The following is a 22,895-nucleotide window of genomic DNA, read 5'->3' on the forward strand; positions in this document are numbered from 1 at the left end:
TTGCCCCCATGAAGCTGAAGACCCTGCTCGTGCACCTCGATCACACCGAGCGGTGTGCTGCACGCGTCAGCCTCGCAGCCGCCCTCGCGCGCAGGCACGGCAGCCATCTGGTCGGCTTGCTTCCGACGGGGCGCCATGAGGCGGCCATACCGTTCGGCGCGGTGCCGCGGGATGCGCCCGACTTTGCCGCCGCCACAGCTGCCTGGCTGCGGCGACGGGCAGACCAGGTCGCGGAAGCCTTCCGCCACCACATGGCAGGCGTGGCCGGCGTGAGCTGGGAAGTGTGCCGCACGGATCGTCCGGCGCTGCACGCGCTGGTGGCCCATGGTCGCGCGGCGGACCTTGTCATCCTGGGCCAGGACGACGAGCACGATCCGCCCGAAGCGGCGCTGCGCGACCTCGGCGCGAAGGTCATGCTGGAGGTGGGCCGGCCGGTGCTCCTGGTGCCTTGCTTCGGTCGATTCGACAGCATCGGCGCCAGCGTACTCGTCGCCTGGGATGGCGGGCGGGCCGCCGCCGTGGCCATGCGCGCGGCCTTGCCATTGCTGGATGCCGCATCTCGAATTACCGTGCTGTCGTTGCGCAACCCCGGCGAGCCGGAAGCCGAGGACCTGCTGCTGCCACCCGAACAGGTGGCTTGGTTCGAACATCACGGCCTGCGCGCGACGGCCCGGCGCGAGATCGTGGATGGCGACATCACCGAGGCCCTTCTCTCGGGCGCCCGCGACGTCCAGGCCGACTTGCTGGTGATGGGCGGCTACGGTCACTCGCGCTGGCGCGAGTGGGTGCTGGGCGGCGTCACGAAGCGGATGCTGCGTTGGATGACCCTGCCGGTGCTGTTTGCCAATTGAGGCTAGCCGCCGCTCACGAGGTCTTCGAACGGCAGTTGCTCAGGCCGAAAAGGGGGTACGCCGGCCACACCGCCGCAACGCCGGTGACGAGCGGCACGAGCCCGACCAGTCCCCACAAGCCGATCGCTCCGATGCTCGTCAATGCGAGGAGACGCAAGCCAACGGCAATGCGCGATCGAAATCTCCGAGGTTCGTTTTCACGGGCGGAGTCAATGCGTGGTTGATGGCATGATGCGCGCCATCGGCCGCCGGCGTGTTGTGCTGGACCAAGCTTCTTGGCGCCAGCGGCAGCACGATGCGACGCTGGTCGGAATTCGCAGGCTCGGTATGGTCATCCGCGAAACCCATGGCGCGCGCTAGGTTCAGCATGCGAGCGTTCTCGCGCAGCACGATGCCCACGAGCCGGCCGGTGCCGCGGCTGCGCGCATGTTCGATCAGCTGCTGGAACAGCAGCCGGCCGAGGCCTGCGCTGTTGAGATCGGAACGAACGATGATCGCGAACTCGGCCTCGGTGTTGTCCGGGTCGCTGACCGTGCGCGCCACGCCGAGCGTCTCGGCGCGCCCACCGGCATCGACGTCTTCCGCGATGAACGCCATCTCGCGGTCGTAGTCGATCTGGGTCAGGCGGGCCAGTTCGCTGCGAGGCAGCTCGCGTCGCGTCAGGAAGATGCGCATGCGGATGTCTTCCATGCTCAGACGCCTGAGAAAGTCCGCATGCTGGCCCTCGTCTTCTGGGCGGATCGGCCGGATCGTGATGCTGCGCCCGTTCCAGCTTGCGTGGCGAACCCACTGCACCGGATAGGGCAGGATGGCAAAGCGTTCAGCGCCAGCGGCGGGCGCGCGTTTGGGACCGAGCAAGCGCATGAGGTATGGCCTTGCGCATCCAGCGCCTCCTGCTTCTGCGCGGCGGTGAGCCCGGCCGTCACGATTCACCGCTGCTCGCGTGCCCAGTGCACCAAGTTGCGCGATGAACGGCGCGATGGTGTCGGCAGGTGTGAACAGCAACGCCGGTTCGGGCGGCGAGGGGAGGTCGGCGGCGCACGCGTGGATGCGCAGGCCGTCGCGCGTGGTGGGCTTGGGGCTGACCCCGTACACGGTCCCGGCAAAGCCGCCGGTCAGCAAATTGCGCCGCACCTGGCGATGGTGGCGGGCGCGCCGGCGGTGAAGATCCATGGGACGTACGTACCGGTCCATGCGGAGGTCGCGAACCTCGACAGCCTCTCGGCGATGCGGACCGCGAGCAGTTGCTGGCCTGGCGGGCGGCATGTCGGCGCCCAGGCACGTCTTCGTGACGCATGGCGAACCGATCGCGGCCGATGCGCTGCGCCTCGGCATCGAGGAACGCTACGGCTGGGCCGTGACGGTGCCGGACTACATGGAGGTGCGCACGCTCTGAGGAGCCGGTCAGGCCGTCTGCCTCAGGGCATCACGGAGGCTGCTGAAGCCCGCGCCTTGCGCCGTCCCGAATAGCGGGTCCGGCCGTTGGGGCACAGCCTTGGCCACAGCCTGCCAGTCGTGATTGTCGAGCAGTCGTGCCGCGCGCGGGAGGATCTCGCGCTCCTCGGCGGCGAGGTGGTGACGGTAGTAGACAAGGTTGAGCGCGGCTGCGGATTCCACCTTCTCGCGCGAGACCAACCGCGTCGGCAGTGATTTCCTTGAGCAGCCCCACCAGTTCCTCGCCCGCGACGGCAATGGCCCGGTACTCCTGCTTCAGCCGGTTGACAGGGATGTGTATCTCCGGCGCACGCTGCACCAGCCGTGCGAACGCGATGTCCTGCATCGGATGATGGGCGCTGTCGCCTACTCGCGCAGGTACGCGAACGACGTCCGGCATGAGTTGGTAGTCGGAGGCGCCATCTTCATGGAAGGCGCCGACCTGCTGTCTCAGCAGGTCCAGGAGCCGAGAGAAATCGACATGGTCGACATGCCATCGGTTCATCAGTTCGTTCATGCTCGCATCCTTGGAGCCTTCAGGTGAATTGCACCGGCCGCGCGATCTCTTGCGCAGCCGGTGTCGGCGCAAGTGCAGCGCCGAATGCCTGCATGCGTTCGGCGCAACCGCCGTCCTTCGCGTCACGGGCCGTGACGGTCGTACTCAAGGTGACTTGCCGTCCGATCCATCGCCCGACCTCGTCGGGGGCATCCGGGCTGCCGAGGCCCCCCATGACCGATACCACGGCAACCTCGGGCAGTCGCTTGCGGTGGGTCGCCACGAAACTGCACATCGGGCTGGCCAGGCGCATCAGCCAGATCGGCGAGACGAGCACCACGGCGTCGAAGTCGATCGGACCGGGCCCCAGGTAGCGGATGGGCGGTCGCAGGTAGAACAAGGCGTTGAGGATGCAGCGCAGGTTGCCCCACCCGTCCGTACGGCCATGGTATTCCGTGATCTCGCCGATGCGCCAGTCCTGTTGCGCGCAAAGCAGCTGCGCCACGCTCCGCGAGGTCCCGCTGAGTGAGTAGAAGACCACAAGGACATGCACGGCCGCACCGACCTGGCCTTCCGTTTCCTCGACTGGCACCTGGAGCATTCGGGCGACCATGAAGGCCTGCCGGTGCTGCGCTTCTACGAGGTGTACCGGGCGCTGGTCCGGGCGCAGGTCGCGAGCCTGCGCGGTCCGTCCGGGGATGGGCATCCGGGTGTCGAGGACTACCTGCTGTGCGCGTAGGACATCGTGCACCGCGCCGAACGCATGCCGCGCCTGCTGATCGCCTGTCCGGCTCCGGCAAGTCGACCGTGGCGGCGCAGTTGCTCGAGCTCGCCGGCGCGGTGCGGCTGCGCTCCGATGTCGAACGCAAGCGCCTGTTCGGCCTGTCGGCGCTGGCGCACTCGTCGGACCAGGCGCTCGACATCTACACGCCCGACGCAACGCGGCGCACCTTCGCACGGCTCGCGGAAGCGGTCCGACTTGCCTTGCAGGCGGGCTGCCCAGGTGATCATGGACGCCGCCTTCCTGCGCCATGCCGAGCGTGCCGCGTTCCACGGCTGGCCGTCTCGTTGCAGGTGCCCTTCGCGATCCTGGACCTGCGCGCGAGTCCGGCGCAACCGCGGCACCGCGTCGCGGCGCGCCATGCCGGCGGTCTCGATCGGTCCGAAGCCGACCCGGCCGTGCTGGAGCGGCAGTTCGCGTTCCAGGAGCCACTGGATGCATAGGAGCGCGCGATGGCCATCTGCGTCGAGACGGAGATGCGGCCGGACGCGGCGTCGCTGTGCGCGCTCTGGATGTCGCGCACCTGAGGGCGGAAAGGCAGCGTCGGCGCAAAACATCGACCGTGGCCCGCGCCGCGGGATTGACGCCGCGCAAGCCCGAGACGTGGACTCGGCGCGAGGATGCCCGCATTCACGGCGATCAAGGAGCCCCCATGCCGACCCCGAAGACCATCCTCCTGCATCTGGACAGTTCCGCCCGCACCGCGGAGCGCGTCAGGGTTGCGCGCGAACTGGCCGAGGCGTTCGACGCCGAAGTCGTCGCGCAGCCCTGCACGCTGACCGCGTTGATGCGCTACCCCTACGCACTGGAAGCCTCGGCCGATGCCATGCAGATCATGCAGGCGCTGGACGAGGACTGCCGCGACAAGGCGCATGCCGTGTTGATGGCGGCGGGCGCCGGCTCGGCACGCTTGCGCTGGCGCGAGCCATTGGTTGATGCACCGTGGGGCTTCTCGCACTGCGCGATCTACGCCGATCTGCTGGTGCTTGGCCAGCGCGATGCTGACGACCCCGCGGCGGGCGAATTGCCGCCGGACTTCCTGTCCAGTGTGCTTGTCCAATCCGGCAGGCCCGCGCTGGTGCTGCCCTATGCGGGACCGATCGGCCCGATCGGCCGGAACGTGCTCATCGCCTGGAAGGAGTCAGGCGAGGCCGCGCGCGCGGTGTCGGCGGGACTGCCATGGCTCACGCGCGCGGAGGCTGTGCATGCCGTGTGCTACGGCGAGGGCGCCGATGCATCGCTGGACAGCCTGCAGGCGTATCTCGCGGCGCACGGCGTGAAGGTGGCGGTGCATCCGGGTGGACATGAGGACGCCGACGCGGGCGAGCATCTGCTGTCCAGGGCCGCCGATGTGGGTGCCGACCTGCTCGTGATGGGCTGCTATGGCCACAGCCGCGCGCGCGAGTGGGTGCTGGGCGGCGCGACGCGGTCGATCCTGCAGTCCATGACCGTGCCGGTGTTGATGTCGCATTGAGCGCGTCCGCGGGAACCGCTGCGCAGCGGCCCGGGTGCTCAGCGCCGGCGCGCCTCCAGCGCCGCCTGGCAGGCCGTACAGCGGATCGCGATGGGATGGGCCAGCAGGCGCAGGCGCGCGATCTCCTCGCCGCAGTCGATGCAGACGCCGAAGCGCCCGCAGGCCAGACGGCGCTCGGCTTCCTCGATGTCGTGCAGCGATGGCGATCGATCTCGATTTCGGCGCTGCGCACTTCCTGCTCCCGTTCGGCCTCGGCATCGTCCGCGTGCGTGTGCACCTCCTGGTCGATGGAGGTGGCGCTCTGGTCGACATGTGGCGCATGGCTGCGCAGATCGTCGATGGCCTGCCTTTTCAGGGAGTCCAGTTGCGAGGCCAATGCGATGTGGTCGACGGTGGAGAGCTTCATGATCAATGACTAAAAGAAGTGGATGAATGCGGCTGTCTGCCGCTGCAGGCCTATGGGATCAGCACTGCCGCGCCCTGAACCCGCCCGTTGCGCAGGTCGGCCAGCGCTTCGTTGGCCTGCGCGAGCGGATAGGTCTTGACATGCACGTCGAGCGGGTGCGCCCGAACGTCGGCGAAGAATCCGGTTGCGTCCTGCCGCGTGAGGTTGGCGACCGACACCAGTTGGCGCTCCTCCCACAGCAAGCGGTAGGCGAAGGCCGGGATGTCGCTCATGTGGATGCCGCCGCAGACCACGCGGCCGCCCTTGCGCACCGGGCGCAGCGCCGCTGGCACGAGGGCGCCGACCGGCGCGAGGATGATCGCGGTATCCAGCGGCTCCGGCGGCAGCTCGTCGGAGCCGCCGGCCCATACGGCGCCGATGCTGCGCGCGAAGCGCTGGCCCTGGTCGTCGCAGGGCCTGGTGAAGGCGTAAAACATGGCGGCCCTGCGCGGTCGCGACCTGCGCGATGAGGTGCGCTGCCGCGCCGAAGCCGTACAGCCCCAGCCGGTGCGCGTCCGGTCCGGCCGCGCTGAGACAGCGCCAGCCGATCAGGCCTGCGCACATCAGCTGTGCGATGCGCGCCGGCCCGTGTTCGAGCTCGCCGAGCGGCAGGCAGAAGGCGGCCTCCGCCACAACGTGGCTGGCGAATCCGCCGTCGCGGTGGTAGCCGGTGAAGCTCGGCGTGTCGCACAGGTTTTCGTGGCCGCTGGCAATAGAAGCAGTGGCCACAGGTGTGGCCGAGCCACGGCACGCCGACGATGTCGTCGAGACAATGCGAGTCCACCCCTTCGCCGATGGCTTCCACGATGCCCACGATCTCGTGGCCGGGCATGATCGGCAGCCTCGGCAGCGGCAGGTCGCCGTCCACGACGTGCAGGTCGGTGCGGCACACGGCGCAGGCCAGCACGCGCAGCGCAACTCGCCGGGACCGGGCTCGGGCAACGTGCGGTATTCCATGGCCAGCGGCAGCAGTGGCGCCGCAAGGACCATGGCCCGCATCGTCGAGTCGTCCTGCATCGCAGACCTCACGCCATGTACTTGCCGCCGTTCACCGGCAGCGAGGCGCCGCTGATGAAGCCGGCTTCTTCGGCCACGAGGAATAGTACGCAGCGCGCGATCTCCTGCGCGCTGGCGATCCGTCCCATTGAATTGCCCGGCCTGCCCTGACTGGCCGTTGACCGAGCCCATGTTGACGATGCGCCCGAAACGGCGATCGCGCATGCCTTCGATCACCGCGCGGCACATGTTGAAGCAGCCGCCGAGGGTGACGTCGAGAACCTCGCGCCATTGCTCGAAGCTCATCTTGTGCAGCACGGCGTCCTGCGTGATGCCGGCGTTGTTGACGAGCACGGCGATCGGGCCGATCTCGGCTTCCGCCAGCGCCACGCCTTCGCTGCAGGCGATCGGATCGGCCACGTCCCTGGTGAACGCGGGAATGCCGGTGCGCTTCGTGAAGGCATGCGTCGCCTGCGTGTTGGCGCCGTGGTTCACGGCGACCCGGTAGCCGGGCGCCTTCAGCGCCTGCGCAGTCGCCGCGCCGATGCCCGCGGTGCTACCGGTGACCAGCGCGGCGCGCATGGCGTCAGGCCTCCACGAGCAGGTTGTTCACGACGTTGGCCACGCCGGGTGCCGACCAGGCCGCACCCTGCACGGCTTGGCGCTCGGCCCAGGAATGCACCGTGCCGCGCAGCGTTACGTCGGCGCCGCTGACGCTGATCTCGATGCGGCGCGCCTCGCGGTCGGCCTGGCGTTCCAGCGCGTTCTGGATCTTCAGCGCGATGTCGGTGGAGGTGACCTTCGGCTTGACGACGATCTGGTTGGCCACGCCGGTAACGCCGAGCAGGTCGCGCACCGCCACCTCGGCGGCGCGGCGCTGGTACTCCCAGTCGACCTTGCCGCTCAGCGTGGCGAAGCCGTTCTCGACCATCGCCTTGATCTTGCCGTCGGGCACGAGGACGTTCCATTCGAGCGCGCGTTCGGCCGCCAGCGCGATCTCGGCGTCGGTGCGCTGGAAATCCGCCGGCAGCTTGACGGTCATCTCGACCGCCAGCGCGCGCACGCCGGCGATGCGCTGCACCGCGTGCTCGATGGCGCACTTCTCGGCATGGCTCGACGGATGGCCGGTCAGCGTGACCACGCCGTCCTTGACGATCACGCCCACATCGGTGGCGGTGATGGCCGGGTCCCATGCGAGTTCGGACAGGACATCGTTTCTCAGTTGCACATCGGACTTCATAAGGGTCTCCTGAAGAGTTGCGAAGCGACTTCAATGTAGGCAGCAGCGCGGGCCCATGGCTTGCGTCAGATCAAGGGTTCGATGCCTGCCAGCGCCACCCGCTGATCGCATGTCCCGTCCGTGGCGGCGGATCCATGCATGGTGTTCGAGCAGCTTGTCGCGCAGCCGCTGCTGCACATGGCTGGCGCGCTCGCGGGTGCGTGGCAACACGGTCGATCGCCGCCGCGGCCAGGTGGAAGCGGTCGAGGTGGTTGAGCACCGTCATGTCGAAGGGCGTGGTTTGCTTTCCTCTCGGTAGCCGTGCACGTGGAAGTTGTCATGGTTGGTGCGCTGGTAGGTGAGTCGGTGGATCAGCGCGGGATAGCCGTGGTACGCGAAGATCACCGGCGCGCCGGTGCTGAACATCGAGCGTGCGGTGCAACGTGTGCAGGGCGTGCAGGCCGTGGCCGTCGAGCTCGATTTAAAGCTGTCGCCGAGTCACAAGCGCAGTGACGCGGAGATCGCCGAGGCCGCCGAAGGTGCCTTGAACTGGCACTCGGAGATTCCGAAGAACGTCGTCAGGATCCGCGTGGAGAAGGGCTGGATCACGCTCGATGGCGAACTGGATTGGGATTTCCAGCGCAGTGCTGCCAAGCGCGCCGTCCAAGCGCTGATCGGCGTGGTGGGCCTCAGCAACAACATCACCCTCAAGGTTCATCTCACGCCTGCCGACATCGGCGCCCGCATTCGTCAGGCGCTGGAACGGCACGCGCTGGACGAAGCCAAGGGGATCCAGGTCGAGGTGAAGGGAGCGAAGGCGGTATTGCGCGGCACGGTTCATTCGTGGGCCGAGCGCTCGGCAGCGCAGGGCGCGGCATGGTCCGCCCCGGGCATCGTGAGCGTCGAAGACGACCTCCGGGTCGCCGCCTGAGGCGCGCGTGCGGCGGATGCCGTTCGCTCGTTTCAGACTTCCAGGGCGCTGTGGCTGTCGCGGTGACGGCTGGTGATGGATCAGAGTGGAGGTCGCCACGTGCGCGGTCACCCTGTTTCATAGCCGGCTCATTCGCGCTGCCGCAGTGTCCTTCTTCGACCGTTCTGCGCAGCCCTGGACAGTCGCGCTGAACTGCTGGATATCTTGCACAGGACGCATCGGCCTGGTTTGAAAAACTGTCGCAAGGGAAGCTGTTTCGAAGGAAGCCTTCTGTGGGAAGCCTTGACGGAGGTCAATGACCCTGCCTGCATCAAACGTAGTATCGGGCGATTTCTTGCAGAACACGAAAGTCTGTTCATGCTCGATAAATTTTCGGGATCGGAAACCATTCAGCCTGGAAATGCGGCCGGCGATCCGGAGAACGCGTCTTTCGATCGGCAGCTGCGGCGGGCTCGCGAGGAAGAGCGTGCGCATCTGGCGCGCGAACTTCACGACGAATTGGGCTCGATCCTGACGGCCGCCAAACTGGAGCTGGCATGTGTGCGGCAGTAACTTGGCGGTGGCTTGGGCAGCAGGATGGAGCAGCATTTTCAGCATCTCAATGCGGGTTTGGCTTTGAAGCGCCGGATCATCGATGGGCACAGGCCTTCGTCGCCAGGCGCGGCGGGCCTCGGTGCCGCGCTGGACCATCTCGCCCGGGATTTCAGCCTCAGCGCAGGTATCCCGGTCACCATGGGCCGTCAGGAGGTGGTGGTGCTTGAATCCACCCATTGGGCTATCTATCGGGTGGTTCAGGAAAGCCTGACAAACGTCGGCAGATACGCGCACGCCGACAAGGTGAAGGTCAGCCTGCTCGACGGTGAGCGTGACGTGATCGTGATCGTTGCGGACAACGGACGGGGCTTCGACCCGGGCTGCCATCGGCCCGGTCGTCATGGCATCGCGGCCGTGCGCCAGCGGGTGGAGGCGTGCGGCGGGCAGTTGCGCGTGACCTCGGCGCCCGGCAAGGGTACGCGGGATCTGCGTGGTGATTCCGCAGCCGGCTGGCATGGGATGTCATGCATCGGACCTCTCCAATCGACGCGACAGGCCCCATCGAATGGCGCAAGGCCAACAGACGGCGCGAGCGGCTACTGGCCGTCGCCGAGCACGTCGTCCCCGTCACGCGCCAATCACCAATCGTTCCCCGCCACGAAGCATTGATACGCCGTTGAGCCTGGAATTTCTGACCGTCGAGCCGCGCGGAGTTGATCGCTCCCGTCGCCCGGGTCGTCCATGGCCCGATGGACCAGGATGGGCGCGAAGCCCCGGGCTCGCATGCATCACCGTCGCCAAGCCTGGGCGCCTGCACTTTCCGGATGTCGCTACACGCGGTCGAATTCGAACCACTTGCTCGATGAGATAGCCCAGCACTGCGCTGACCCAGGCGATGGTGAGCCGCGTGAGCGCAAATGCTACGATCACATCGCCCCACCAGGGAAGATCGAAAGCGCCAGGGATGAGCATTGATTGCATGGACGTGCTCTTGAAAAGGTAGTGCATTTTCGATCGCGCACGTGGTGCGCCCATTGACCTCCGTCAAGGCGACCGAGGCGGCCGCTCCTTCCGGCGCGAGGGTGTCAGCCGGCCCGGGAGCCACAGCGCTTCATCCGCTGCGAATGCATCGCGTTGCGAGCAGCGCGAACGGACCTTGATCCACCTCAACGCGGCCGGTCGCCCGCCTGCCTAGCATCGTCTTCCATGTCGTTCAAGGAGAAGAGTCATGCCGTTTCTTTCGATCAACGTCGGGCCCGTCGACCGCGCATTGCGTATCGGGTTGGGCATCTTGCTGATCGTGCTGGCGGCCACGGGCGTCGTTGGCCTCTGGGGCTATCTGGGCGTCGTGGCCGTGTTGACCGGTGTCGTCGGCAACTGCCCCCTCTATTCATTGTTTAATCTCGACACGCAGCCACGTCACAAGCGGTGATCCCGCCAAGCGGCGGGCGTGCGGAAGATCAACGGCGCGAGCAGGTGCGGCTCCGTGCCCGGCCTGCTGATGCAACAGGCGCAGCGCGTGCTCGTCTTCCACCTGATCGAACGCCTTGTAGAACCGACCAACCGCGTCGAAGCTCGCGGGCGCATGCAGACATACAAATTCATCGGCCAGTGGTCGTACCAGTTCGAGGCTGCGAGCGGATGCGACCGGCACGGCGCAGGGCCGCGTCGAGGTGCTTGCGCGCCCGGACTGCGTGCAGGGCAGCCACCATCGTTGCGCCCGTGGCGAGCCCGTCGTCCACCACGATGACCGTGCGATCGGCGGCGTCGATCGGTGCCCGATCGGGCGTGTATTGCTTGCGCCGTCTTTCCAGCACACCCAGTCAGGATCGCCTTTCCTGTTCGATGTATGCGTCGGTCGCACCCGCTGCAAGGACATGGGGCGCGATGTGGGTCCACCCGCTTTCATCGATCGCGCCGATGGCGAGCTCAGGCGAGGCGGGCGCGCGCAACTTCCGCACGAGCACCACGTCGAGATCCCCGCCCAACTGCCGCGCCAGGATGGCGCCGATCTCCAGGGCGCCGCGGGGATGGCCAGGACCAGGGGTGGTGTCCCTTCCAGGTCGCAAGGGCCTTCGAAAGTTGCCTGGCGGCGTCGGCGCGATCTGCAAAGCGCATGGTCTCGTTCTCAAGTTAGCTTCGCATCATCGGCCCGGCGGTCCGCCGCGGGCTTGCGCCGCGTCGACCATTCCGTGGTCAAGTAGCGGCCTGGGCGCACGCCCCAAGCGCTTCTTTCGGCCAGGACATCGCCGGTGATCTTGAGCAGGACATCGGGGCTCACGCTCATGGCATCGATGCCGAGTTGGACCAACTGCGCGGCCATCTCCGGGTAGTCGAGGGGGCCTGTCCGCAGATGTCCACGTGCCGTCCCGTGGCGCCGGACACCCTCGATGGTTTGCCGGATCATGGTTTTCACGCCCTCGTCACGCTCATCGAAGTCGAACGCCACGATGCGCGAGTCGTGATCGACCCCCAGGACCAGTTGTGAGGTCGTTCAACCCGATCGAAAAACCGTCGAACAGGCGCGCGAACGCGTCGATCTGGATCACGTTGTTCGGGATCTCGCACATCACGTAGATCTCCAGGCCGTTTGCGTCGCGGCGCAGCCCGTGGGCGGCCACCGCCTCGAGCACCTTCTCGGCCTCGGGAATGCGGCGGCAGCAGGGAATCATGAGCTTGACGTTGGCGAATCCCATGTCTTCGCGCACCCCGCTTCATGGCGGCGCACTCGAGCGCAAAGCCATCCGCATAGGCGGGGCGCGTATAGCGGGATGCACCGCGAAACCCGTTCATTGGATTCTCTTCGGGGGATTCGAAGGCGCCGCCTCCCCGCAGGCGCACGTACTCGTTGGACTTGAAGTCGGACATCCGCACGATGACGGGCTTGGGATGGAAGGCCGCTGCGATCGCGCCGACACCCTCGGACGGCTGGCGCACGAAGTAGTCCGCGGGCCGATCGAAGCCACGGGTCAGACGCGCGATCTCGGCGCGCTGCGCGGGTCGGCCCATTTTCTCCGGATGCACCAGCGCCATCGGATGAATTCTGATGTGTCCGGTCACGATGAATTCCATGCGCGCCAGGCCCACGCCGTCATGGGGCAGCAGGGCGATCTGTAAGGCGAGGTCGGGGTTGCCGAGATTGACCATCAGGTACGTCTGCGGGCGCGCGAGCGCAGACAGATTCACGCTCTCCTTGTCGAACGGCACCGCGCCCGGATAGACATGGCCTTCGGCTCCGCCTGCGCAGTGCACGGTGATCTGCTCGCCCGTGAGGATCATGGCCGTCGCACCGTCACATCCGACGACCGCCGGAATGCCCAGTTCGCGGGCCACGATGGCCGCATGGCAGGTGCCGCCGCCGCGGTTGTTCACGACGGCCGACGCGATCTTCATCACGGGGCCCCAGTCGGGCGTGGTGGTGTCGGCGATCAGCACCAAGGCCTACATGTCGGTGATGACACGTGCCTTCCTGGAGGCGATGGAAGAGCCGACCGCGCGACCCGCAAGCAGCGGCCGCGCCGGCTCCCGCAACCGGTACGTGTCGAAGCGCTGACGCGGCCTGCGCGAGGCGACCGTCTCCGGTCGGGCCTGCACGATGTAGATCTCTCCATCGAGCCCGTCCCTGGCCCATTCGATGTCCATCGGGGTCGGCTGGCCTGCACGGCCGCTGAAGTCGTCTTCGATCGCCACGGCGGCATCGGCTAATGCCAGCACAGCGGCGTCCTTGATGCAGCAGCGCGCCTGATCGTCCGGTGGCGTGGATTCGTTGCCGGTGGTTTCGGGCCCTTCGGTCTTCGAATACACCATCGCATCTGTTTGCTGCCCGGCTTACGTCGCAGCACGGCGCCATGGCCAAGCTTGAGCGTGGGCTTGAAGACGTAGAACTCGTCGGGGTCCACCGTGCCCTGGACGATGTTCTCGCCCAGGCTGTAGGCCCCGGTGGATGTAGACCACATCCCGGAATCCGCTGTCGGTAGAGCGTGAACATGACACCGCTGCCCGCGAGGTCGGAGCGCACCATCTGCATCACGCACACCGACTGAAGATCCGGAGGTGACGAAGCCTCTCTCGACGCGGTAGGCGATTTGCGCAGGGTCGCGCAGCCTTGCTGCACGGCTTTCGGCCCGGCAGATCGCTCGCGCCTGGCGCAGGCCCATCGGGCGGTGCGCGACCGCGACGCAGGCTTGCGCCAGGTCAATGGCGCGCTCGCACCGTTGCGGGATCCTTGTGTCCTTCTTGAACTGCAAGGACGCGTCATGTCTGTCATTCCATTGGATCTCGCATCGGACGCCGTCGTGCTGCCGGCCCCTCAGCTTCCGTCGCAAGCGTCGCTGCACCAGACCCTCAGGGGACGCCGGAGCACGCGGTCATTCCGGCCGGATCCGGTTTCGCTCGCCACGCTTTCGGCGTTACTCTGGGCAGCCTGCGGGATCAACCGGGAGCAAACTGGTGGCCGCACCGCGCCATCGGCGCGCGGCTGGAAGGAGGTTGATATCTATGCGGTCCTGCCCGAGGGCGCCTACCGGTACGAACCGGAGGCGCATCGCCTGGCGCTTGTCAGCGCGCAGGATCTGCGCGGCGCCACCGGCGTGCAGGACTTCGTGGGTGCAGCTCCGCTGAACCTGGTCTATGTCGCTCATCTGGACCGGATGGTGGAGGCTGCACTGGAGGACCGGCCGTTCCTGGCTGGCACAGATACCGGATTCATCGCACAGAACGTCTACCTCTGCTGCGCGGCCATGGGTCTTGGCACGGTGGTGCGCGCAATGATCGACCGGCGCGGTCTGGCAAAGGCGCTGCAACTGCCGGCAAACCAGCGCATCACTCTCGCGCAGACGGTGGGTTGGGAGGCGCCGGGTCCGTGATCGCAGCGAGGCGACGAATGCCCCGGCATTGGCGTTTTGAGCGTGGTGCATTCTGGGAGGGTTGATCCGGGTCAAGGTCGGGAAGCCGGGGCGTCCGAATAATGACGCCATGTTCAGGGGGGTACGCGGAATCGCACTCGGACGAGCGCGGGGCCGCACGAGTTCCGCGGAGCGATGCCCTGTGTCATTCAACGCTTTGCTGGCGCGCCGCGCCGGCATCGATACCTACCAGCAACCCGTGGTCTACCTGCGCAGCGACTGCGATGTCTGCAAGGCCGAGGGTTTCCAGTCGCAGGCGCAAGTCGAGGTGACTTCCGACGGCCGTCACCTGCTCGCCGTCCTTCACCAGGTGAGCGGCAACTGGCTTCGCAACGACGAGATCGCCCTGTCGGAGTCGGCTTGGAACCTCATGGGTGCGTCGGAAGGCGACGAACTGGTGGTGCGGCATCCGCCCGTGCTCGATTCGCTGACGCATCTTCGAAGCAAGCTTCATGGCGAGCGACTGCATTACGCGGCACTGCGTGCACTGATGGACGATGTGAGTCGCGGGCGGGTTCCCGACATACACTTGGCGTCCTTCGTGACGATGTGCGCCGGGGACGGCCTCGATCTCGAGGAGACCGTGGCGCTGACGCGCGCGATGGTCGATGTGGGAGAGCGCCTGGATTGGGGGATGTCGCCGGTGGTGGACAAGCATTGCATCGGTGGATTGCCTGGCAATCGAACGACGCTGATCGTGGTGCCCATCGTCGCCGCCTGTGGCGTGGTCATGCCTAAGACTTCTTCACGCGCCATCACGTCAGCGGCCGGGACTGCGGACGTGATGGAGACGTTGGCGCCGGTCGACCTGGACCTGGCGGCAATGCGCCGCGTCGTGGAGCGCGAATGCGGCTGCATCGTGTGGGGCAATGCCATGCGCCTCAGCCCCGCCGACGACATGCTGATTCGCGTGGAGCGGCCGTTGAGCATCGACAGCGAAGGCCTCATGGTGGCGTCCATCCTGTCCAAGAAGGCCGCCATGGGTTCGCAGCGCGTGCTGATCGACATTCCCCTGGGCGTGCTGACCAAGGTCCGCAGTCCGGCTGCGGCGGACCGGCTTTCGCGAGGGCTGGTGTCGGTGGGCGCGGCGCTGGGCCTGCAGGTCCAGACCGTGTTCACCGATGGAAGCCAGCCCGTCGGCCGCGGGGTCGGCCCGGCACTCGAGGCGATGGATGTGATGGCGGTGCTCGAACGCCGGGCCGATGCGCCGCAGGATCTGCGCGATCGGGCACTCCTGCTGGCCGGGCTGATCCTCGAGATGTCGGGAAAGGCCGCGCCGGAGAGGGGAAACTTGATGGCGCGCGAGGTGCTGGACGACGGACGCGCACTGGCCAAGTTCATTGCGATCTGCGAGGCGCAGGGCGGCTTGCGCGTACCGCCCAGGGCGGCGCACGTGCGAAGCGTGCGTGCGCCCGTGGACGGCATGGTGTCCGCCATCGACACGCGGCTCGTGGCGCGAACGGCCAAGCTCGCAGGCGCGCCGCGCGATCCGGCAGCGGGCGCCTCGATGCACGTGCGGGTGAGCGATCGCGTCAAGCGCGATGATCCTCTCTACACGCTGCATGCTCAAAGCCTGGGGGCGCTCCAATATGCCCTGAGCTTCGTGCATTCCCAGCTGCCGATCGTTCGCATCGACGCTGGTGTCGGGATGGCGAGCGTGACAGCCCCGTGACGCTGCGGCGGCAAGAAGATGTCGCGCCGCCAACTTGGGCTCGGCCGCGTGGACGCCTGGATCTTGCGCCACGTCAAAGCAGACGTTCTGGTGTCGGGCAATGCTGCCAGCTCCTCCTTTCTGAGCAGCGAGTGCGAATTGCGAAGTCAGCCCGAATCCACGCGGCAGAGTTCGGTGTCAAGCGCCGCGCCTGCCGGGCCGCATTGTCGACTCCTGAATCCCGGCCATGAGCCCCATCCACATCGAGGCGGCGAGCGCATCCACGGTCCTGCCTACGCTCTTGCCCACGTTGATGACACTCGACCAGGCGGCGTTCAATCGCGAGCGGCAGGGCGGGCGCACGGCGCCTTCCGCGTACAACTGGAAGGAAATCGACGTCTATGCCGTGCTGGCTGAAGGCGCTTATCGCTAACGAGCCCCGCACGCACTACCTGTATCTGGTGGACAGGGGACTTGCGCGCGCTGACGGGCATGCAGGACTTCGTCGCGAGCGCGCCGGTCAACCTGGTGTACGTGGCCGATTTCGATCGCATGGTCGAGGTCGACATGCGCGACCGGCCCTTTCTCGCGGGAGCCGACGCCGGAGGCATCGCACAGAACGTGTACCTGCATTGCGCGGCGGCGGGACTGGCGACGGTGAAGCGCGCCGCCATCGACCGGCGCGCGCTGGCCGAGGCATTGGGCCTGCGCAGAGCTCAGCGCATCGGGCTCGCGCAGACGGTGGGATATCGCAAGCCCTGAAGTCGGCGACCTCTGCGGGCGGCTCAGCCGGAAACGGCCTCGGGCTTGAACTCGTCGATGCCGGTCAGCGCGTGGCGAACCGCGTCGTCCACCGTTGACACCCCGACGATCCGGAGCGCCGCGCGAACGCTGTCGGGCACTTCGCGCAACTCCTTCAGGTTGCGCGCCGGCAGCAGAACGGTGTGCACACCCGCGCGCTGCGCCGCCAGCACCTTTTCCTTGAGGCCGCCGACGGGCAGCACCGGGCCGCGCAAGGCTGATCTCGCCGGTCATGGCGACATCGTGGAGCGTGGGCCTGCCCGTGAACAGCGACGCCAAATGAATTGAACAGCGCGACGCCCGCACTCGGCCCGTCCTTGGGAATCGCGCCCGCCGGATGTGAAGGTGGATGTCGATGCCCTCGAATCTTGGACGGCACGCCCACCAGGGCGGCGCGAGCCTTGATGAGCGTCAGTGCCGCCTGGGCGCTTTCCTTCATCGCGTTCTCAAGTTGTCCCGTGAGGTTGAGCTTGCCCATGCCGGACACGCGCGTCGCCTCGATGAACAGGATTTCGCCTCCAGCCGGTGTCCATGCCAGGCCGGTCGCCACCCCAGTGACATTGCTGACCATCGCCAGTTCATGCTCATAGGCCGCCGGGCCCGGATTTCGTCCAGGTCGGCCGCGCCGATGCGGATGCTTCCGACCGCACCTTTGGCGACCTTCACTGCCGCATATCGCATGACGCGGCCGATTTCCCGCTCGAACTGGCGTCACCTGCTTCCCGCGTGTACCCGGAGACGATCGCCTGAAGGGCCTGGTCGTCCAGTTCGCATTGCGCCTCTTTCCAGGCCGCTGGCGCGCGCTGGCGCCGGATCAGGTAGTTGCGTGCGATCTGGAATTTTTCTTCCAGGGTGTAGCCCGCGAGTTCGTTGTCCTCCATGCGGTCGCGAACCGCTGCGGGAACGTTCTCGATCACGTTGGCGGGACAATGAAGACGATGCGGCTCAGGTCGAAGGGCACGCCCAGGTAGTTGTCGCGAGAGCTGTTGTTGTTCGGGATCGAGCACCTCGAGCAGGGCCGCCGACGGATCGCCTTGGGCGCTGGCACTGATCTTGTCGATCTCGTCGAGCTTCATGACGCAGTCTCGCGCGCCCGCGCGCCGCAACGCCTGCACGATGGCGCCGGGGCATGGCGCCGATGTACGTCCGGCGATGCCGGCGGATTTCCGCTTCGTCGGTGCATGCCGCCGAACGACGCGCGGGGGCAGAGGGTCGCTGGATGGCGCGCGCGATGCTTTGTCCCAGCGAGGTCTTGCCGACCCCGGGCGCCCCACGAAGCAGAGGATCCCGGCCGCCGGGATTGAGCTTGCGCACGGCCAGGAACTCGATGATGCGTTGCTTGACACGATCGAGGCCGAGGTGATCGGCCTGCAGCGTCTGGCGCGCCGCGCCAAGATTCAGCGGTGCAGCCGGTTCGGTGTTCCCGGGCAACTCGGTCATCCACTCGAGATAGGTGCGCAGCATCGAGGACTCGCTCGATGCATCGGGCATGCCCCGGAGTCGGGCGAGTTCCTTGCGGCTGTGGGCCTCGACATCTGCCGGCATCCCGGCATCTGCGATCTTTTCCTCGATGCGCGCGAACTCTTCCTCGTCGCCCCCCGTCTCGCCGAGCGCGGCCTGGATTGTCTTGAGTGGCTGGCGCAACAGGAACTTGCGCTGGTGATCGTCGAGATGCTCCTTGGTCCGTTCACCGATCTCCTTGGACAGCGCACCTCGAGCCGGTGCGACAGGAGCTTGAGCAGTGCCCGCACCTTTCAGCGGAATGGGTCATTTCAAGACGGGCCTGTTGTCTCGGCATCGCTCACGCTCGCCGTGATGTCGGCCAGGTCGGAAGGATTGCGTGTCGTCTGCAGCGCATTGATCAATTCCACCGGCACGCTGGGTAGCAGCGACCTGGCAATCCATCGAGGAAGGGCCGGCTTTCTCGCGGATGCCAGTTGGATCGTCAGGAGGAAGAGGGGCAAGCTAAGGATCGTCGAGGTCCCCGGCAAGGCTGGCACGGCATTGGGCAATGCAAAGAGAAGACCAGCACAAGATGCTGTCGCTGTCCATGGCAGCCGCCATGTCGCCGATGGAAACCAGTTGCCTGGACGGGTCTTGGGCGAGTCGCGCGATGCGGAGGTGCTATCCGTCGAGACCTTGCCGGCATTGGCCCACGACGCGGGCGGGCAATCCACATGGACCGCATTGCTTCAAAACGCATCTGCATCGGCCGGGATGCATCGACGCAGTTCGGCGCAGGCACTTGCCTCGCATCGGTATGCGCGGCTTTCGCTGGGCCTGGCTGCATGGCTGGAATGCATGGCGTGGCGCACCTCGGTCGGCAAGAAGGGCCGCAAGGCACTGTACCAACCGCTGCGTCCGTATGCGCTTCGCGTATCGGGCCGCCTGCATCACAAGTTGATCGATGCCGGCAAGGGCATTGCGCGCGCCCGACCCGCGCAGCGGCACAGGGTGCGCATCGCCGCCAAACGGCTGCGCTACGCCACCGACTTCTTTCGCTCGCTTTATCCGGGCAAGCCGGCGCAGCGCTACATCGAACGCCTGGCGGCCTTGCAGGATGTCCTCGGCCAGCTCAACGATGCCATCGTTGCCAAGCGCCTGCTCGGCGAACTTGCCGGGAAGGAACACAGGCTCGCGCCCTCCGCGAGAGCCGCCAGCGAGCACCTCGATCGGCGCAGCCGAAGCGCGAGGCCCGAGGTGCGCAAGCGCTGGAAGGACTTCAAGCGGATGGCGCTGCGGTGACGACCTGCGCAGACCTGTCTTCCGCTGCAAACGTGCGCACAAAATCCAGCGAGGACACGATACCCACCATCCCGTCGCGGCCTGTCACGACAACGTGATGGACGCCGCGCTCCACCATGAGCGCCGCGACCTTGTCGATCGGCGTGTCGAGGTCGGCCACGATTGGCTTGTAGGTGCACATCTGCCATGCGTGGGAAGTGGCGGCGTCGCGATTCTGTGCATGGAACTGCACGATGTCCGAGGCGCTGATCACGCCGACGGCTTCGCCCCGCACGGGCTCGGTGACGGGGACCCAGGACAGGTGCCTAGCGGAGAGCAGGGTCTCGACTTCCGCCACGGTGGCGTCCATGCCCACGCTCCATACGATGGGCTGCATCAGGGATGAGATGGTTCGGCTCATGTTGGCTCGCTTCGATTGAAGGTGATGCACGAACAGTAAGGACTGGAGGATGCCCGGCGGTTGATCAGGCGCAAGCCAATGGCCGATCGCGATCAAGTGGCGCTGGAAGGGTCCTCCACGCAGGCGAGAACCTCACGGTACACATGGAAAGAAAAGGCCCGCCATCCTTGCGGAGCGGCGGGCCTGGTGAAGGTCCCAGCCCCCGCGCCGATGCGCGAGCGGACTGGGCCTGTCTTCACCGCACGGCATCGGGCGGATGCCGCGAAATCCCCCGGGTGGAGGATCCCTCACTGTAGTGTTCCCTGTGTACGAAGTCTTGACGCAGGTCAAGGATTGGGCTGCTTGTCCCGTCTTCAGCCACTGCTGGTCATTCCTTGTTCAGGGCGCACCTCTGGCGAAACGGTGGAGGTCTACTTGACGACGATGACCGGCTGCTTCGCCAGCGCCATCACCTTGTGCACGACAGAGCCGAGCAGCATGTCGGCCACCGCGCCGCGCCCTTTGGAACCCAGCACGATCATGTCGAACCTGCCTTCGTTCGCGCATGCGACGATCTCCTGCGCGACATGGCCCGTGCGGATCTCCATGTCGTAGCCGATGTCATCGGCTTTCAGCAGCTTGATGGCCGGCTTCATCTCCTTCTCGCTGAGCTCGCGCAGGTAGTCCGCAACCTGGTCCTTGCCGACGAAGGCCTTGACCGCAGGCCGGTGTCGTCGTGCACGCTGACCAGCGTGATCCTGTTTCGCGTGCGCAAGAGGTGCACGAGTCCCGCCGCGTACTTCACGGCGCGCAGGGCATGCCTGGAGCCATCAGTTGCGACAAGGATTCTCATGGAAGGCTTCCGTTCTTCAGGCCGTCTGCTGGTTCAGCGTGACGGGGTGAAGGGGGCGATGGGCGCCTTCTGCGCGGACCAGTTCCTCGCCGAAGGATTGAAGGCGCTGCGCCTGGCTGCCGCTCTCGACTTCGCGCTGGGCGAAGGCTGCGTGGAGGAGGGGCGCGCGACCGAGAATTTGCGAGACCTCGTCCACCGCATTGGCCGCGCCGCCGCCGCCCATTACCGAGACGACGGCGACGTCCGGCAGGTGGTCTTGTCGCCGCATCACGAAGCTGCGCATGGGACTGGCCAGGCGCCATGCCCAGATCGGCGACACGAGCACCACGGCGTCGAATGACTTTGGCAACGGGCCGTCGTAGCGAATGGGCGGACAGCGACGCAGCATCGAGTCGAGCACGCTGCGCAGGTAGCCCGGGAGGCCCCTGCGCAGGCACTTTGCGCTTGCAGCAAAGATCAAGGGCGGGCTGCAACGCTTGCGGGTCGATGCGTTGCAGGCCGGTGCGATGCGCAAGGCGCGCGACGCCGCTGCGCAAGCGGACGAGGCGGTTCACGATCATCCGTATCGCGCAATTGGCATCGCTGCCGCGGCCGCGCTGTTCGTCGGTCTTCTTGCCGCCCGTCGCTGACTGTCTGCTGCCAAGGCCGAGGTCTCCCCACAGCGACGACCCCGGGCATCGGTTGCCCGATGGGCTCGCCACAACGTGTGCCCGGGCCGGCACCGTCATTGCCCGCGCCTATTCGAAGGGCGTGGCTTTTCTCGCATCCGTGGCAGGCCCTGGCGATTCCATGCCCCCTGCCGACTCGTCGCGCGAGACGGTCTCGATCGAACCCTGAAGCCTGCCCGGGCGCTCCATGTCGATTCGCCCCGGCTCCCACGCGTGTCCGGGAGTGACGCTCGCCATGTCATCGCCAGGGGGCGGGACGGTCGGAGCCTGGGCACGACGCCTGCGTGCCATCGCCGCAACTGGCGGGGGGACTGCGGTCGGGTGCTTTTTCATGTTCGGTACCCTTCGGTGCTGAAGAAAGGCGCTTGCCTCCGTCATGCGTGCGGCCTGCCGGCTCAGTGCGCTGCAAGGGTTTCGTCCGCGCGAACCCGGCCGTGTGGCGCCGGCTTGTCCATCGTCGCGGACAGCAGGCTTCTCAGCGCGGCAAGGCTGCGGGTGTTGAGGACATCGCGCGATTCCAGCCAGCCGCGTCGCGCCTGGCCGATGCCATGGCGCAGGTTGTCGAACTCGTCCAGGCTGTGGGCGTCGGAGGCGATGCTTACCAGCACCCCTTCGTCCTTGGCCATGCGGCAGGCGATGTCGTCCAGGTCGAGCCGGGAGGGCTGGGCATTGAGCTCCAGAAAGCAGCCGCGTTGACGCGCATGGCGTATCACGCGCGAAAGATCGATTTCACAGGCGGCGCGCTCTCCGATGAGTCGCGCGGTGGGGTGGGCGAGGACGCTGAAGCACGGGTGGTCCATGGCGCGCAGCAGCCGGTCGGTCTGCCTGTCGCGGGGCAAGTCGAAGCGATGGTGCACGGCTCCCACGACCAGGTCCAGCCGCCGCAAGACGGCGTCGGGCAGGTCCAGCCTCCCGTCCTCCAGGATGTCGACCTCGATGCCTTTGAGCAGCGTGATGCCAACGAGGCGGGCGTTGAGTTCGTCGATGCGGTCGATCTGTCGTGCAAGCCGTTCCGCATCCAGGCCGTGGGCCAGCGCAAGCCGCGGCGAATGGTCCGTGATCGCGAGATATTCGAGTCCGCGGGCTCGGGCGGCGGCGGCCATCGCCTCGAGGCTTTCGCGGCCGTCGCTCTCGCGCGTATGCGCATGCAGATCGCCACGCAGGTCGCGGCGTTGTACCAGCACGGGAAGGCTGTGCGACAACGCCGCCTCGATCTCACCGCGCTGTTCGCGCAGCTCGGGTTCGATGAAGGGCAAGCCAAGCGCGCCATACACCGATGCTTCCGTATCGCCCGCGATGCGCAGGTCGCCGCGAAAAAGGCCGTACTCGTTGAGCTTGAGCCCCGCCGCGTGCGCCCGCTGTCGCAACGCGATGTTGTGGGCCTTCGAGCCGGTGAAGTAGAGCCATGCCGCGCCGAAGCTCTCGTGCGGCACCGCCCGAAGATCCACTTGCAGGCCGCTGGCAAGCACGATACTGGCCCGCGTCGGTCCCTTGACGAGTACGCGCCGCCCGTCCGTGCCGGAAACAAAGCGGTCCATGATCGGACTGTCGTGCTCGACGGCCGCCACCAGGTCGAGATCGCCCACGGTGTCGCGTTGCCTGCGCAGGCTGCCCGCAGACTCGATGCCGAGAACGCCCGATATGGCGATGAGTTCTGCGCGCAGCGCGTCATACACTGACGTAGCCAGTGACAGCTTGAAGCGCCTTGGTTCCTTCAGGCGGGTCGCCGTGGC

Annotated in this window: 34 protein-coding genes and 6 pseudogenes; 16 read left to right on the top strand and 24 right to left on the bottom strand. The window is 66.8% G+C overall.

The window, feature by feature from the left end; all coding sequences use genetic code 11:
- Positions 1–8: 8 nt before the first annotated feature.
- Positions 9–851: a universal stress protein gene (locus tag WKW80_RS32585; RefSeq protein WP_340367731.1), complete on the top strand. Its 843-nt coding sequence runs from the start codon at positions 9–11 to the stop codon at positions 849–851.
- Between the two features lie 13 nt (positions 852–864).
- On the opposite strand, the gene WKW80_RS32590 is transcribed toward WKW80_RS32585, so the two are convergent.
- A complete protein-coding gene (locus WKW80_RS32590; protein WP_340367732.1) occupies positions 865–1,008 on the bottom strand; it encodes a YgaP-like transmembrane domain in 144 nt (47 codons plus the stop codon).
- Complete coding sequence (locus WKW80_RS32595; RefSeq protein ID WP_340367733.1) at positions 990–2,024, bottom strand: GNAT family N-acetyltransferase; 1,035 nt, start codon at positions 2,022–2,024, stop codon at positions 990–992. The genes WKW80_RS32590 and WKW80_RS32595 overlap by 19 nt, the downstream gene beginning before the upstream one ends.
- A gap of 91 nt (positions 2,025–2,115) precedes the next feature.
- Between WKW80_RS32595 and WKW80_RS32600 the strand changes: the two genes are divergently transcribed.
- Both WKW80_RS32600 and WKW80_RS32605 read left to right on the top strand, forming a co-directional pair.
- Positions 2,116–2,247 (top strand): MBL fold metallo-hydrolase RNA specificity domain-containing protein, encoded by a 132-nt coding sequence (locus WKW80_RS32600; protein WP_340367734.1) that lies wholly within the window; start codon positions 2,116–2,118, stop codon positions 2,245–2,247.
- A gap of 198 nt (positions 2,248–2,445) precedes the next feature.
- Positions 2,446–2,829, top strand: a complete 384-nt coding sequence (locus WKW80_RS32605) for a hypothetical protein (RefSeq protein WP_340367735.1) — start codon at positions 2,446–2,448, stop codon at positions 2,827–2,829.
- Here the strand turns inward: WKW80_RS32605 and WKW80_RS32610 are convergent.
- A complete protein-coding gene (locus WKW80_RS32610) occupies positions 2,822–3,286 on the bottom strand; it encodes a flavodoxin (protein ID WP_340367736.1) in 465 nt (154 codons plus the stop codon). The two genes, WKW80_RS32605 and WKW80_RS32610, sit on opposite strands and share 8 nt — an antisense overlap.
- A 42-nt stretch (positions 3,287–3,328) precedes the next feature.
- Between WKW80_RS32610 and WKW80_RS32615 the strand changes: the two genes are divergently transcribed.
- The 3 genes from WKW80_RS32615 to WKW80_RS32625 all read left to right on the top strand — a co-directional run bounded on the left by WKW80_RS32615 (position 3,329) and on the right by WKW80_RS32625 (position 5,036).
- On the top strand, positions 3,329–3,520 hold the full coding sequence (locus WKW80_RS32615) for a hypothetical protein (RefSeq protein WP_340367737.1): 192 nt from the start codon (positions 3,329–3,331) through the stop codon (positions 3,518–3,520).
- Positions 3,511–4,005 (top strand): P-loop nucleotide/nucleoside kinase family protein, encoded by a 495-nt coding sequence (locus tag WKW80_RS32620; RefSeq protein ID WP_340367738.1) that lies wholly within the window; start codon positions 3,511–3,513, stop codon positions 4,003–4,005. The genes WKW80_RS32615 and WKW80_RS32620 overlap by 10 nt, the downstream gene beginning before the upstream one ends.
- Before the next feature lie 209 nt (positions 4,006–4,214).
- Positions 4,215–5,036 (top strand): universal stress protein, encoded by an 822-nt coding sequence (locus WKW80_RS32625; RefSeq protein ID WP_340367739.1) that lies wholly within the window; start codon positions 4,215–4,217, stop codon positions 5,034–5,036.
- Between the two features lie 38 nt (positions 5,037–5,074).
- Here the strand turns inward: WKW80_RS32625 and WKW80_RS37525 are convergent, their stop codons facing one another.
- Positions 5,075–5,176: a TraR/DksA C4-type zinc finger protein gene (locus tag WKW80_RS37525; protein WP_422823008.1), complete on the bottom strand. Its 102-nt coding sequence runs from the start codon at positions 5,174–5,176 to the stop codon at positions 5,075–5,077.
- On the opposite strand from WKW80_RS37525, the gene WKW80_RS32630 reads away from it, so the two are divergent.
- Positions 5,132–5,455 (top strand): hypothetical protein, encoded by a 324-nt coding sequence (locus WKW80_RS32630; RefSeq protein WP_340367740.1) that lies wholly within the window; start codon positions 5,132–5,134, stop codon positions 5,453–5,455. The two genes, WKW80_RS37525 and WKW80_RS32630, sit on opposite strands and share 45 nt — an antisense overlap.
- Before the next feature lie 37 nt (positions 5,456–5,492).
- Here the strand turns inward: WKW80_RS32630 and WKW80_RS32635 are convergent.
- The 5 genes and pseudogenes from WKW80_RS32635 to WKW80_RS37530 all read right to left on the bottom strand — a co-directional run bounded on the left by WKW80_RS32635 (position 5,493) and on the right by WKW80_RS37530 (position 8,122).
- Positions 5,493–6,480 (bottom strand): annotated as a pseudogene (locus tag WKW80_RS32635) (zinc-dependent alcohol dehydrogenase family protein).
- Positions 6,481–6,506: 26 nt separating this feature from the next.
- A complete protein-coding gene (locus WKW80_RS32640; protein ID WP_340367769.1) occupies positions 6,507–6,626 on the bottom strand; it encodes an SDR family oxidoreductase in 120 nt (39 codons plus the stop codon).
- A 58-nt stretch (positions 6,627–6,684) separates the two neighbouring features.
- Positions 6,685–7,059 (bottom strand): annotated as a pseudogene (locus WKW80_RS32645) (SDR family NAD(P)-dependent oxidoreductase); the annotation flags it as partial.
- Positions 7,060–7,063: 4 nt separating this feature from the next.
- The gene (locus WKW80_RS32650; protein WP_340367741.1) at positions 7,064–7,717 is read right to left on the bottom strand and encodes a BON domain-containing protein; all 654 of its coding nucleotides are present in this window, start codon (positions 7,715–7,717) and stop codon (positions 7,064–7,066) included.
- A 70-nt stretch (positions 7,718–7,787) separates the two neighbouring features.
- Positions 7,788–8,122: pseudogene (locus WKW80_RS37530) on the bottom strand (phosphoketolase family protein).
- 28 nt (positions 8,123–8,150) lie between these two features.
- On the opposite strand from WKW80_RS37530, the gene WKW80_RS32665 reads away from it, so the two are divergent.
- Entirely contained in the window at positions 8,151–8,627 is a 477-nt protein-coding gene (locus WKW80_RS32665) for a BON domain-containing protein (protein ID WP_340367744.1), read from the top strand.
- A gap of 117 nt (positions 8,628–8,744) precedes the next feature.
- On the opposite strand, the gene WKW80_RS32670 is transcribed toward WKW80_RS32665, so the two are convergent.
- Entirely contained in the window at positions 8,745–9,224 is a 480-nt protein-coding gene (locus WKW80_RS32670; RefSeq protein WP_340367745.1) for a hypothetical protein, read from the bottom strand.
- Here WKW80_RS32670 and WKW80_RS32675 point away from each other — a divergent pair.
- Both WKW80_RS32675 and WKW80_RS32680 read left to right on the top strand, forming a co-directional pair.
- Positions 9,204–9,830, top strand: coding sequence for a sensor histidine kinase (locus tag WKW80_RS32675; protein WP_340367746.1), 627 nt, complete (start codon positions 9,204–9,206; stop codon positions 9,828–9,830). The genes WKW80_RS32670 and WKW80_RS32675 overlap by 21 nt on opposite strands.
- A 559-nt stretch (positions 9,831–10,389) precedes the next feature.
- Positions 10,390–10,593: a YgaP family membrane protein gene (locus tag WKW80_RS32680; protein ID WP_340367747.1), complete on the top strand. Its 204-nt coding sequence runs from the start codon at positions 10,390–10,392 to the stop codon at positions 10,591–10,593.
- Positions 10,594–10,762: 169 nt separating this feature from the next.
- Here WKW80_RS32680 and WKW80_RS32685 read toward each other — a convergent pair whose 3' ends face one another.
- The 5 genes and pseudogenes from WKW80_RS32685 to WKW80_RS37540 all read right to left on the bottom strand — a co-directional run bounded on the left by WKW80_RS32685 (position 10,763) and on the right by WKW80_RS37540 (position 13,318).
- A complete protein-coding gene (locus tag WKW80_RS32685; RefSeq protein WP_340367748.1) occupies positions 10,763–10,978 on the bottom strand; it encodes a phosphoribosyltransferase family protein in 216 nt (71 codons plus the stop codon).
- Between the two features lie 6 nt (positions 10,979–10,984).
- Positions 10,985–11,272 (bottom strand): hypothetical protein, encoded by a 288-nt coding sequence (locus tag WKW80_RS32690; RefSeq protein ID WP_340367749.1) that lies wholly within the window; start codon positions 11,270–11,272, stop codon positions 10,985–10,987.
- A 17-nt stretch (positions 11,273–11,289) separates the two neighbouring features.
- The gene (locus WKW80_RS32695; RefSeq protein ID WP_340367750.1) at positions 11,290–11,610 is read right to left on the bottom strand and encodes a hypothetical protein; all 321 of its coding nucleotides are present in this window, start codon (positions 11,608–11,610) and stop codon (positions 11,290–11,292) included.
- Positions 11,574–12,596, bottom strand: a complete 1,023-nt coding sequence (locus WKW80_RS37535) for a PEP-utilizing enzyme (protein ID WP_422823009.1) — start codon at positions 12,594–12,596, stop codon at positions 11,574–11,576. Before WKW80_RS37535 ends, WKW80_RS32695 begins: the two co-directional genes overlap by 37 nt.
- A 6-nt stretch (positions 12,597–12,602) precedes the next feature.
- Positions 12,603–13,318 (bottom strand): annotated as a pseudogene (locus WKW80_RS37540) (PEP/pyruvate-binding domain-containing protein).
- 99 nt (positions 13,319–13,417) lie between these two features.
- On the opposite strand from WKW80_RS37540, the gene WKW80_RS32720 reads away from it, so the two are divergent.
- The 4 genes from WKW80_RS32720 to WKW80_RS32735 all read left to right on the top strand — a co-directional run bounded on the left by WKW80_RS32720 (position 13,418) and on the right by WKW80_RS32735 (position 16,478).
- The gene (locus tag WKW80_RS32720) at positions 13,418–14,026 is read left to right on the top strand and encodes a nitroreductase family protein (protein ID WP_340367752.1); all 609 of its coding nucleotides are present in this window, start codon (positions 13,418–13,420) and stop codon (positions 14,024–14,026) included.
- A 181-nt stretch (positions 14,027–14,207) separates the two neighbouring features.
- The gene (locus WKW80_RS32725) at positions 14,208–15,737 is read left to right on the top strand and encodes a thymidine phosphorylase family protein (protein ID WP_340367753.1); all 1,530 of its coding nucleotides are present in this window, start codon (positions 14,208–14,210) and stop codon (positions 15,735–15,737) included.
- Between the two features lie 226 nt (positions 15,738–15,963).
- Positions 15,964–16,149: a hypothetical protein gene (locus tag WKW80_RS32730; protein ID WP_340367754.1), complete on the top strand. Its 186-nt coding sequence runs from the start codon at positions 15,964–15,966 to the stop codon at positions 16,147–16,149.
- Between the two features lie 41 nt (positions 16,150–16,190).
- A complete protein-coding gene (locus WKW80_RS32735) occupies positions 16,191–16,478 on the top strand; it encodes a nitroreductase family protein (RefSeq protein WP_340367755.1) in 288 nt (95 codons plus the stop codon).
- Positions 16,479–16,501: 23 nt separating this feature from the next.
- On the opposite strand, the gene WKW80_RS32740 is transcribed toward WKW80_RS32735, so the two are convergent.
- The 4 genes and pseudogenes from WKW80_RS32740 to WKW80_RS32750 form a co-directional block, all read right to left on the bottom strand.
- Positions 16,502–16,732 carry a S16 family serine protease gene (locus WKW80_RS32740; RefSeq protein ID WP_340367756.1) on the bottom strand — a complete coding sequence of 77 codons (231 nt, stop codon included), beginning with the start codon at positions 16,730–16,732 and terminating at the stop codon, positions 16,502–16,504.
- A gap of 16 nt (positions 16,733–16,748) precedes the next feature.
- Positions 16,749–16,823 (bottom strand): annotated as a pseudogene (locus WKW80_RS37545) (hypothetical protein); the annotation flags it as partial.
- A gap of 13 nt (positions 16,824–16,836) precedes the next feature.
- Positions 16,837–17,088: pseudogene (locus WKW80_RS37550) on the bottom strand (S16 family serine protease); the annotation flags it as partial.
- Between the two features lie 91 nt (positions 17,089–17,179).
- Positions 17,180–17,593: a hypothetical protein gene (locus WKW80_RS32750; protein WP_340367758.1), complete on the bottom strand. Its 414-nt coding sequence runs from the start codon at positions 17,591–17,593 to the stop codon at positions 17,180–17,182.
- 259 nt (positions 17,594–17,852) lie between these two features.
- On the opposite strand from WKW80_RS32750, the gene WKW80_RS32755 reads away from it, so the two are divergent.
- Positions 17,853–19,262, top strand: a complete 1,410-nt coding sequence (locus WKW80_RS32755; protein WP_340367759.1) for a CHAD domain-containing protein — start codon at positions 17,853–17,855, stop codon at positions 19,260–19,262.
- Here WKW80_RS32755 and WKW80_RS32760 read toward each other — a convergent pair.
- From WKW80_RS32760 to WKW80_RS32775, 4 genes are all read right to left on the bottom strand, one after another.
- Positions 19,240–19,758 (bottom strand): CBS domain-containing protein, encoded by a 519-nt coding sequence (locus WKW80_RS32760; RefSeq protein ID WP_340367760.1) that lies wholly within the window; start codon positions 19,756–19,758, stop codon positions 19,240–19,242. The genes WKW80_RS32755 and WKW80_RS32760 overlap by 23 nt on opposite strands.
- Positions 19,759–20,072: 314 nt before the next feature.
- A complete protein-coding gene (locus WKW80_RS32765; protein ID WP_340367761.1) occupies positions 20,073–20,297 on the bottom strand; it encodes a universal stress protein in 225 nt (74 codons plus the stop codon).
- Entirely contained in the window at positions 20,294–20,494 is a 201-nt protein-coding gene (locus WKW80_RS32770) for a universal stress protein (RefSeq protein WP_340367762.1), read from the bottom strand. The genes WKW80_RS32765 and WKW80_RS32770 overlap by 4 nt, the downstream gene beginning before the upstream one ends.
- Positions 20,495–20,510: 16 nt before the next feature.
- Positions 20,511–20,954 (bottom strand): flavodoxin family protein, encoded by a 444-nt coding sequence (locus WKW80_RS32775; protein WP_340367763.1) that lies wholly within the window; start codon positions 20,952–20,954, stop codon positions 20,511–20,513.
- A 16-nt stretch (positions 20,955–20,970) separates the two neighbouring features.
- Between WKW80_RS32775 and WKW80_RS32780 the strand changes: the two genes are divergently transcribed.
- Positions 20,971–21,123, top strand: a complete 153-nt coding sequence (locus tag WKW80_RS32780) for a glycine zipper domain-containing protein (protein WP_340367764.1) — start codon at positions 20,971–20,973, stop codon at positions 21,121–21,123.
- A 434-nt stretch (positions 21,124–21,557) separates the two neighbouring features.
- On the opposite strand, the gene WKW80_RS32785 is transcribed toward WKW80_RS32780, so the two are convergent.
- Positions 21,558–22,895, bottom strand: a 1,338-nt coding sequence (locus WKW80_RS32785) for a PHP domain-containing protein (RefSeq protein WP_340367765.1), incomplete at its 5' end; no start/stop codon positions are given.

It is taken from the genome of Variovorax humicola, from assembly GCF_037889915.1.
In the GTDB taxonomy this organism is placed as follows: domain Bacteria; phylum Pseudomonadota; class Gammaproteobacteria; order Burkholderiales; family Burkholderiaceae_C; genus Variovorax; species Variovorax humicola.

Bases quoted from the DNA above. Each gene is read 5' to 3' on its own strand.
- WKW80_RS32585 (WP_340367731.1), top strand. From the start codon at position 9: ATGAAGCTGAAGACCCTGCTCGTGCACCTCGATCACACCGAGCGGTGT.
- WKW80_RS32595 (WP_340367733.1), bottom strand. From the start codon at position 2,024: ATGGATCTTCACCGCCGGCGCGCCCGCCACCATCGCCAGGTGCGGCGC.
- WKW80_RS32600 (WP_340367734.1), top strand. From the start codon at position 2,116: ATGTCGGCGCCCAGGCACGTCTTCGTGACGCATGGCGAACCGATCGCG.
- WKW80_RS32615 (WP_340367737.1), top strand. From the start codon at position 3,329: ATGCACGGCCGCACCGACCTGGCCTTCCGTTTCCTCGACTGGCACCTG.
- WKW80_RS32625 (WP_340367739.1), top strand. From the start codon at position 4,215: ATGCCGACCCCGAAGACCATCCTCCTGCATCTGGACAGTTCCGCCCGC.
- WKW80_RS32630 (WP_340367740.1), top strand. From the start codon at position 5,132: ATGGGCCAGCAGGCGCAGGCGCGCGATCTCCTCGCCGCAGTCGATGCA.
- WKW80_RS32640 (WP_340367769.1), bottom strand. From the start codon at position 6,626: ATGGGACGGATCGCCAGCGCGCAGGAGATCGCGCGCTGCGTACTATTC.
- WKW80_RS32650 (WP_340367741.1), bottom strand. From the start codon at position 7,717: ATGAAGTCCGATGTGCAACTGAGAAACGATGTCCTGTCCGAACTCGCA.
- WKW80_RS32675 (WP_340367746.1), top strand. From the start codon at position 9,204: ATGGAGCAGCATTTTCAGCATCTCAATGCGGGTTTGGCTTTGAAGCGC.
- WKW80_RS32670 (WP_340367745.1), bottom strand. From the start codon at position 9,224: ATGCTGAAAATGCTGCTCCATCCTGCTGCCCAAGCCACCGCCAAGTTA.
- WKW80_RS32680 (WP_340367747.1), top strand. From the start codon at position 10,390: ATGCCGTTTCTTTCGATCAACGTCGGGCCCGTCGACCGCGCATTGCGT.
- WKW80_RS32720 (WP_340367752.1), top strand. From the start codon at position 13,418: ATGTCTGTCATTCCATTGGATCTCGCATCGGACGCCGTCGTGCTGCCG.
- WKW80_RS32730 (WP_340367754.1), top strand. From the start codon at position 15,964: ATGAGCCCCATCCACATCGAGGCGGCGAGCGCATCCACGGTCCTGCCT.
- WKW80_RS32750 (WP_340367758.1), bottom strand. From the start codon at position 17,593: ATGAAGCTCGACGAGATCGACAAGATCAGTGCCAGCGCCCAAGGCGAT.
- WKW80_RS32765 (WP_340367761.1), bottom strand. From the start codon at position 20,297: ATGAAGCCGGCCATCAAGCTGCTGAAAGCCGATGACATCGGCTACGAC.
- WKW80_RS32770 (WP_340367762.1), bottom strand. From the start codon at position 20,494: ATGAGAATCCTTGTCGCAACTGATGGCTCCAGGCATGCCCTGCGCGCC.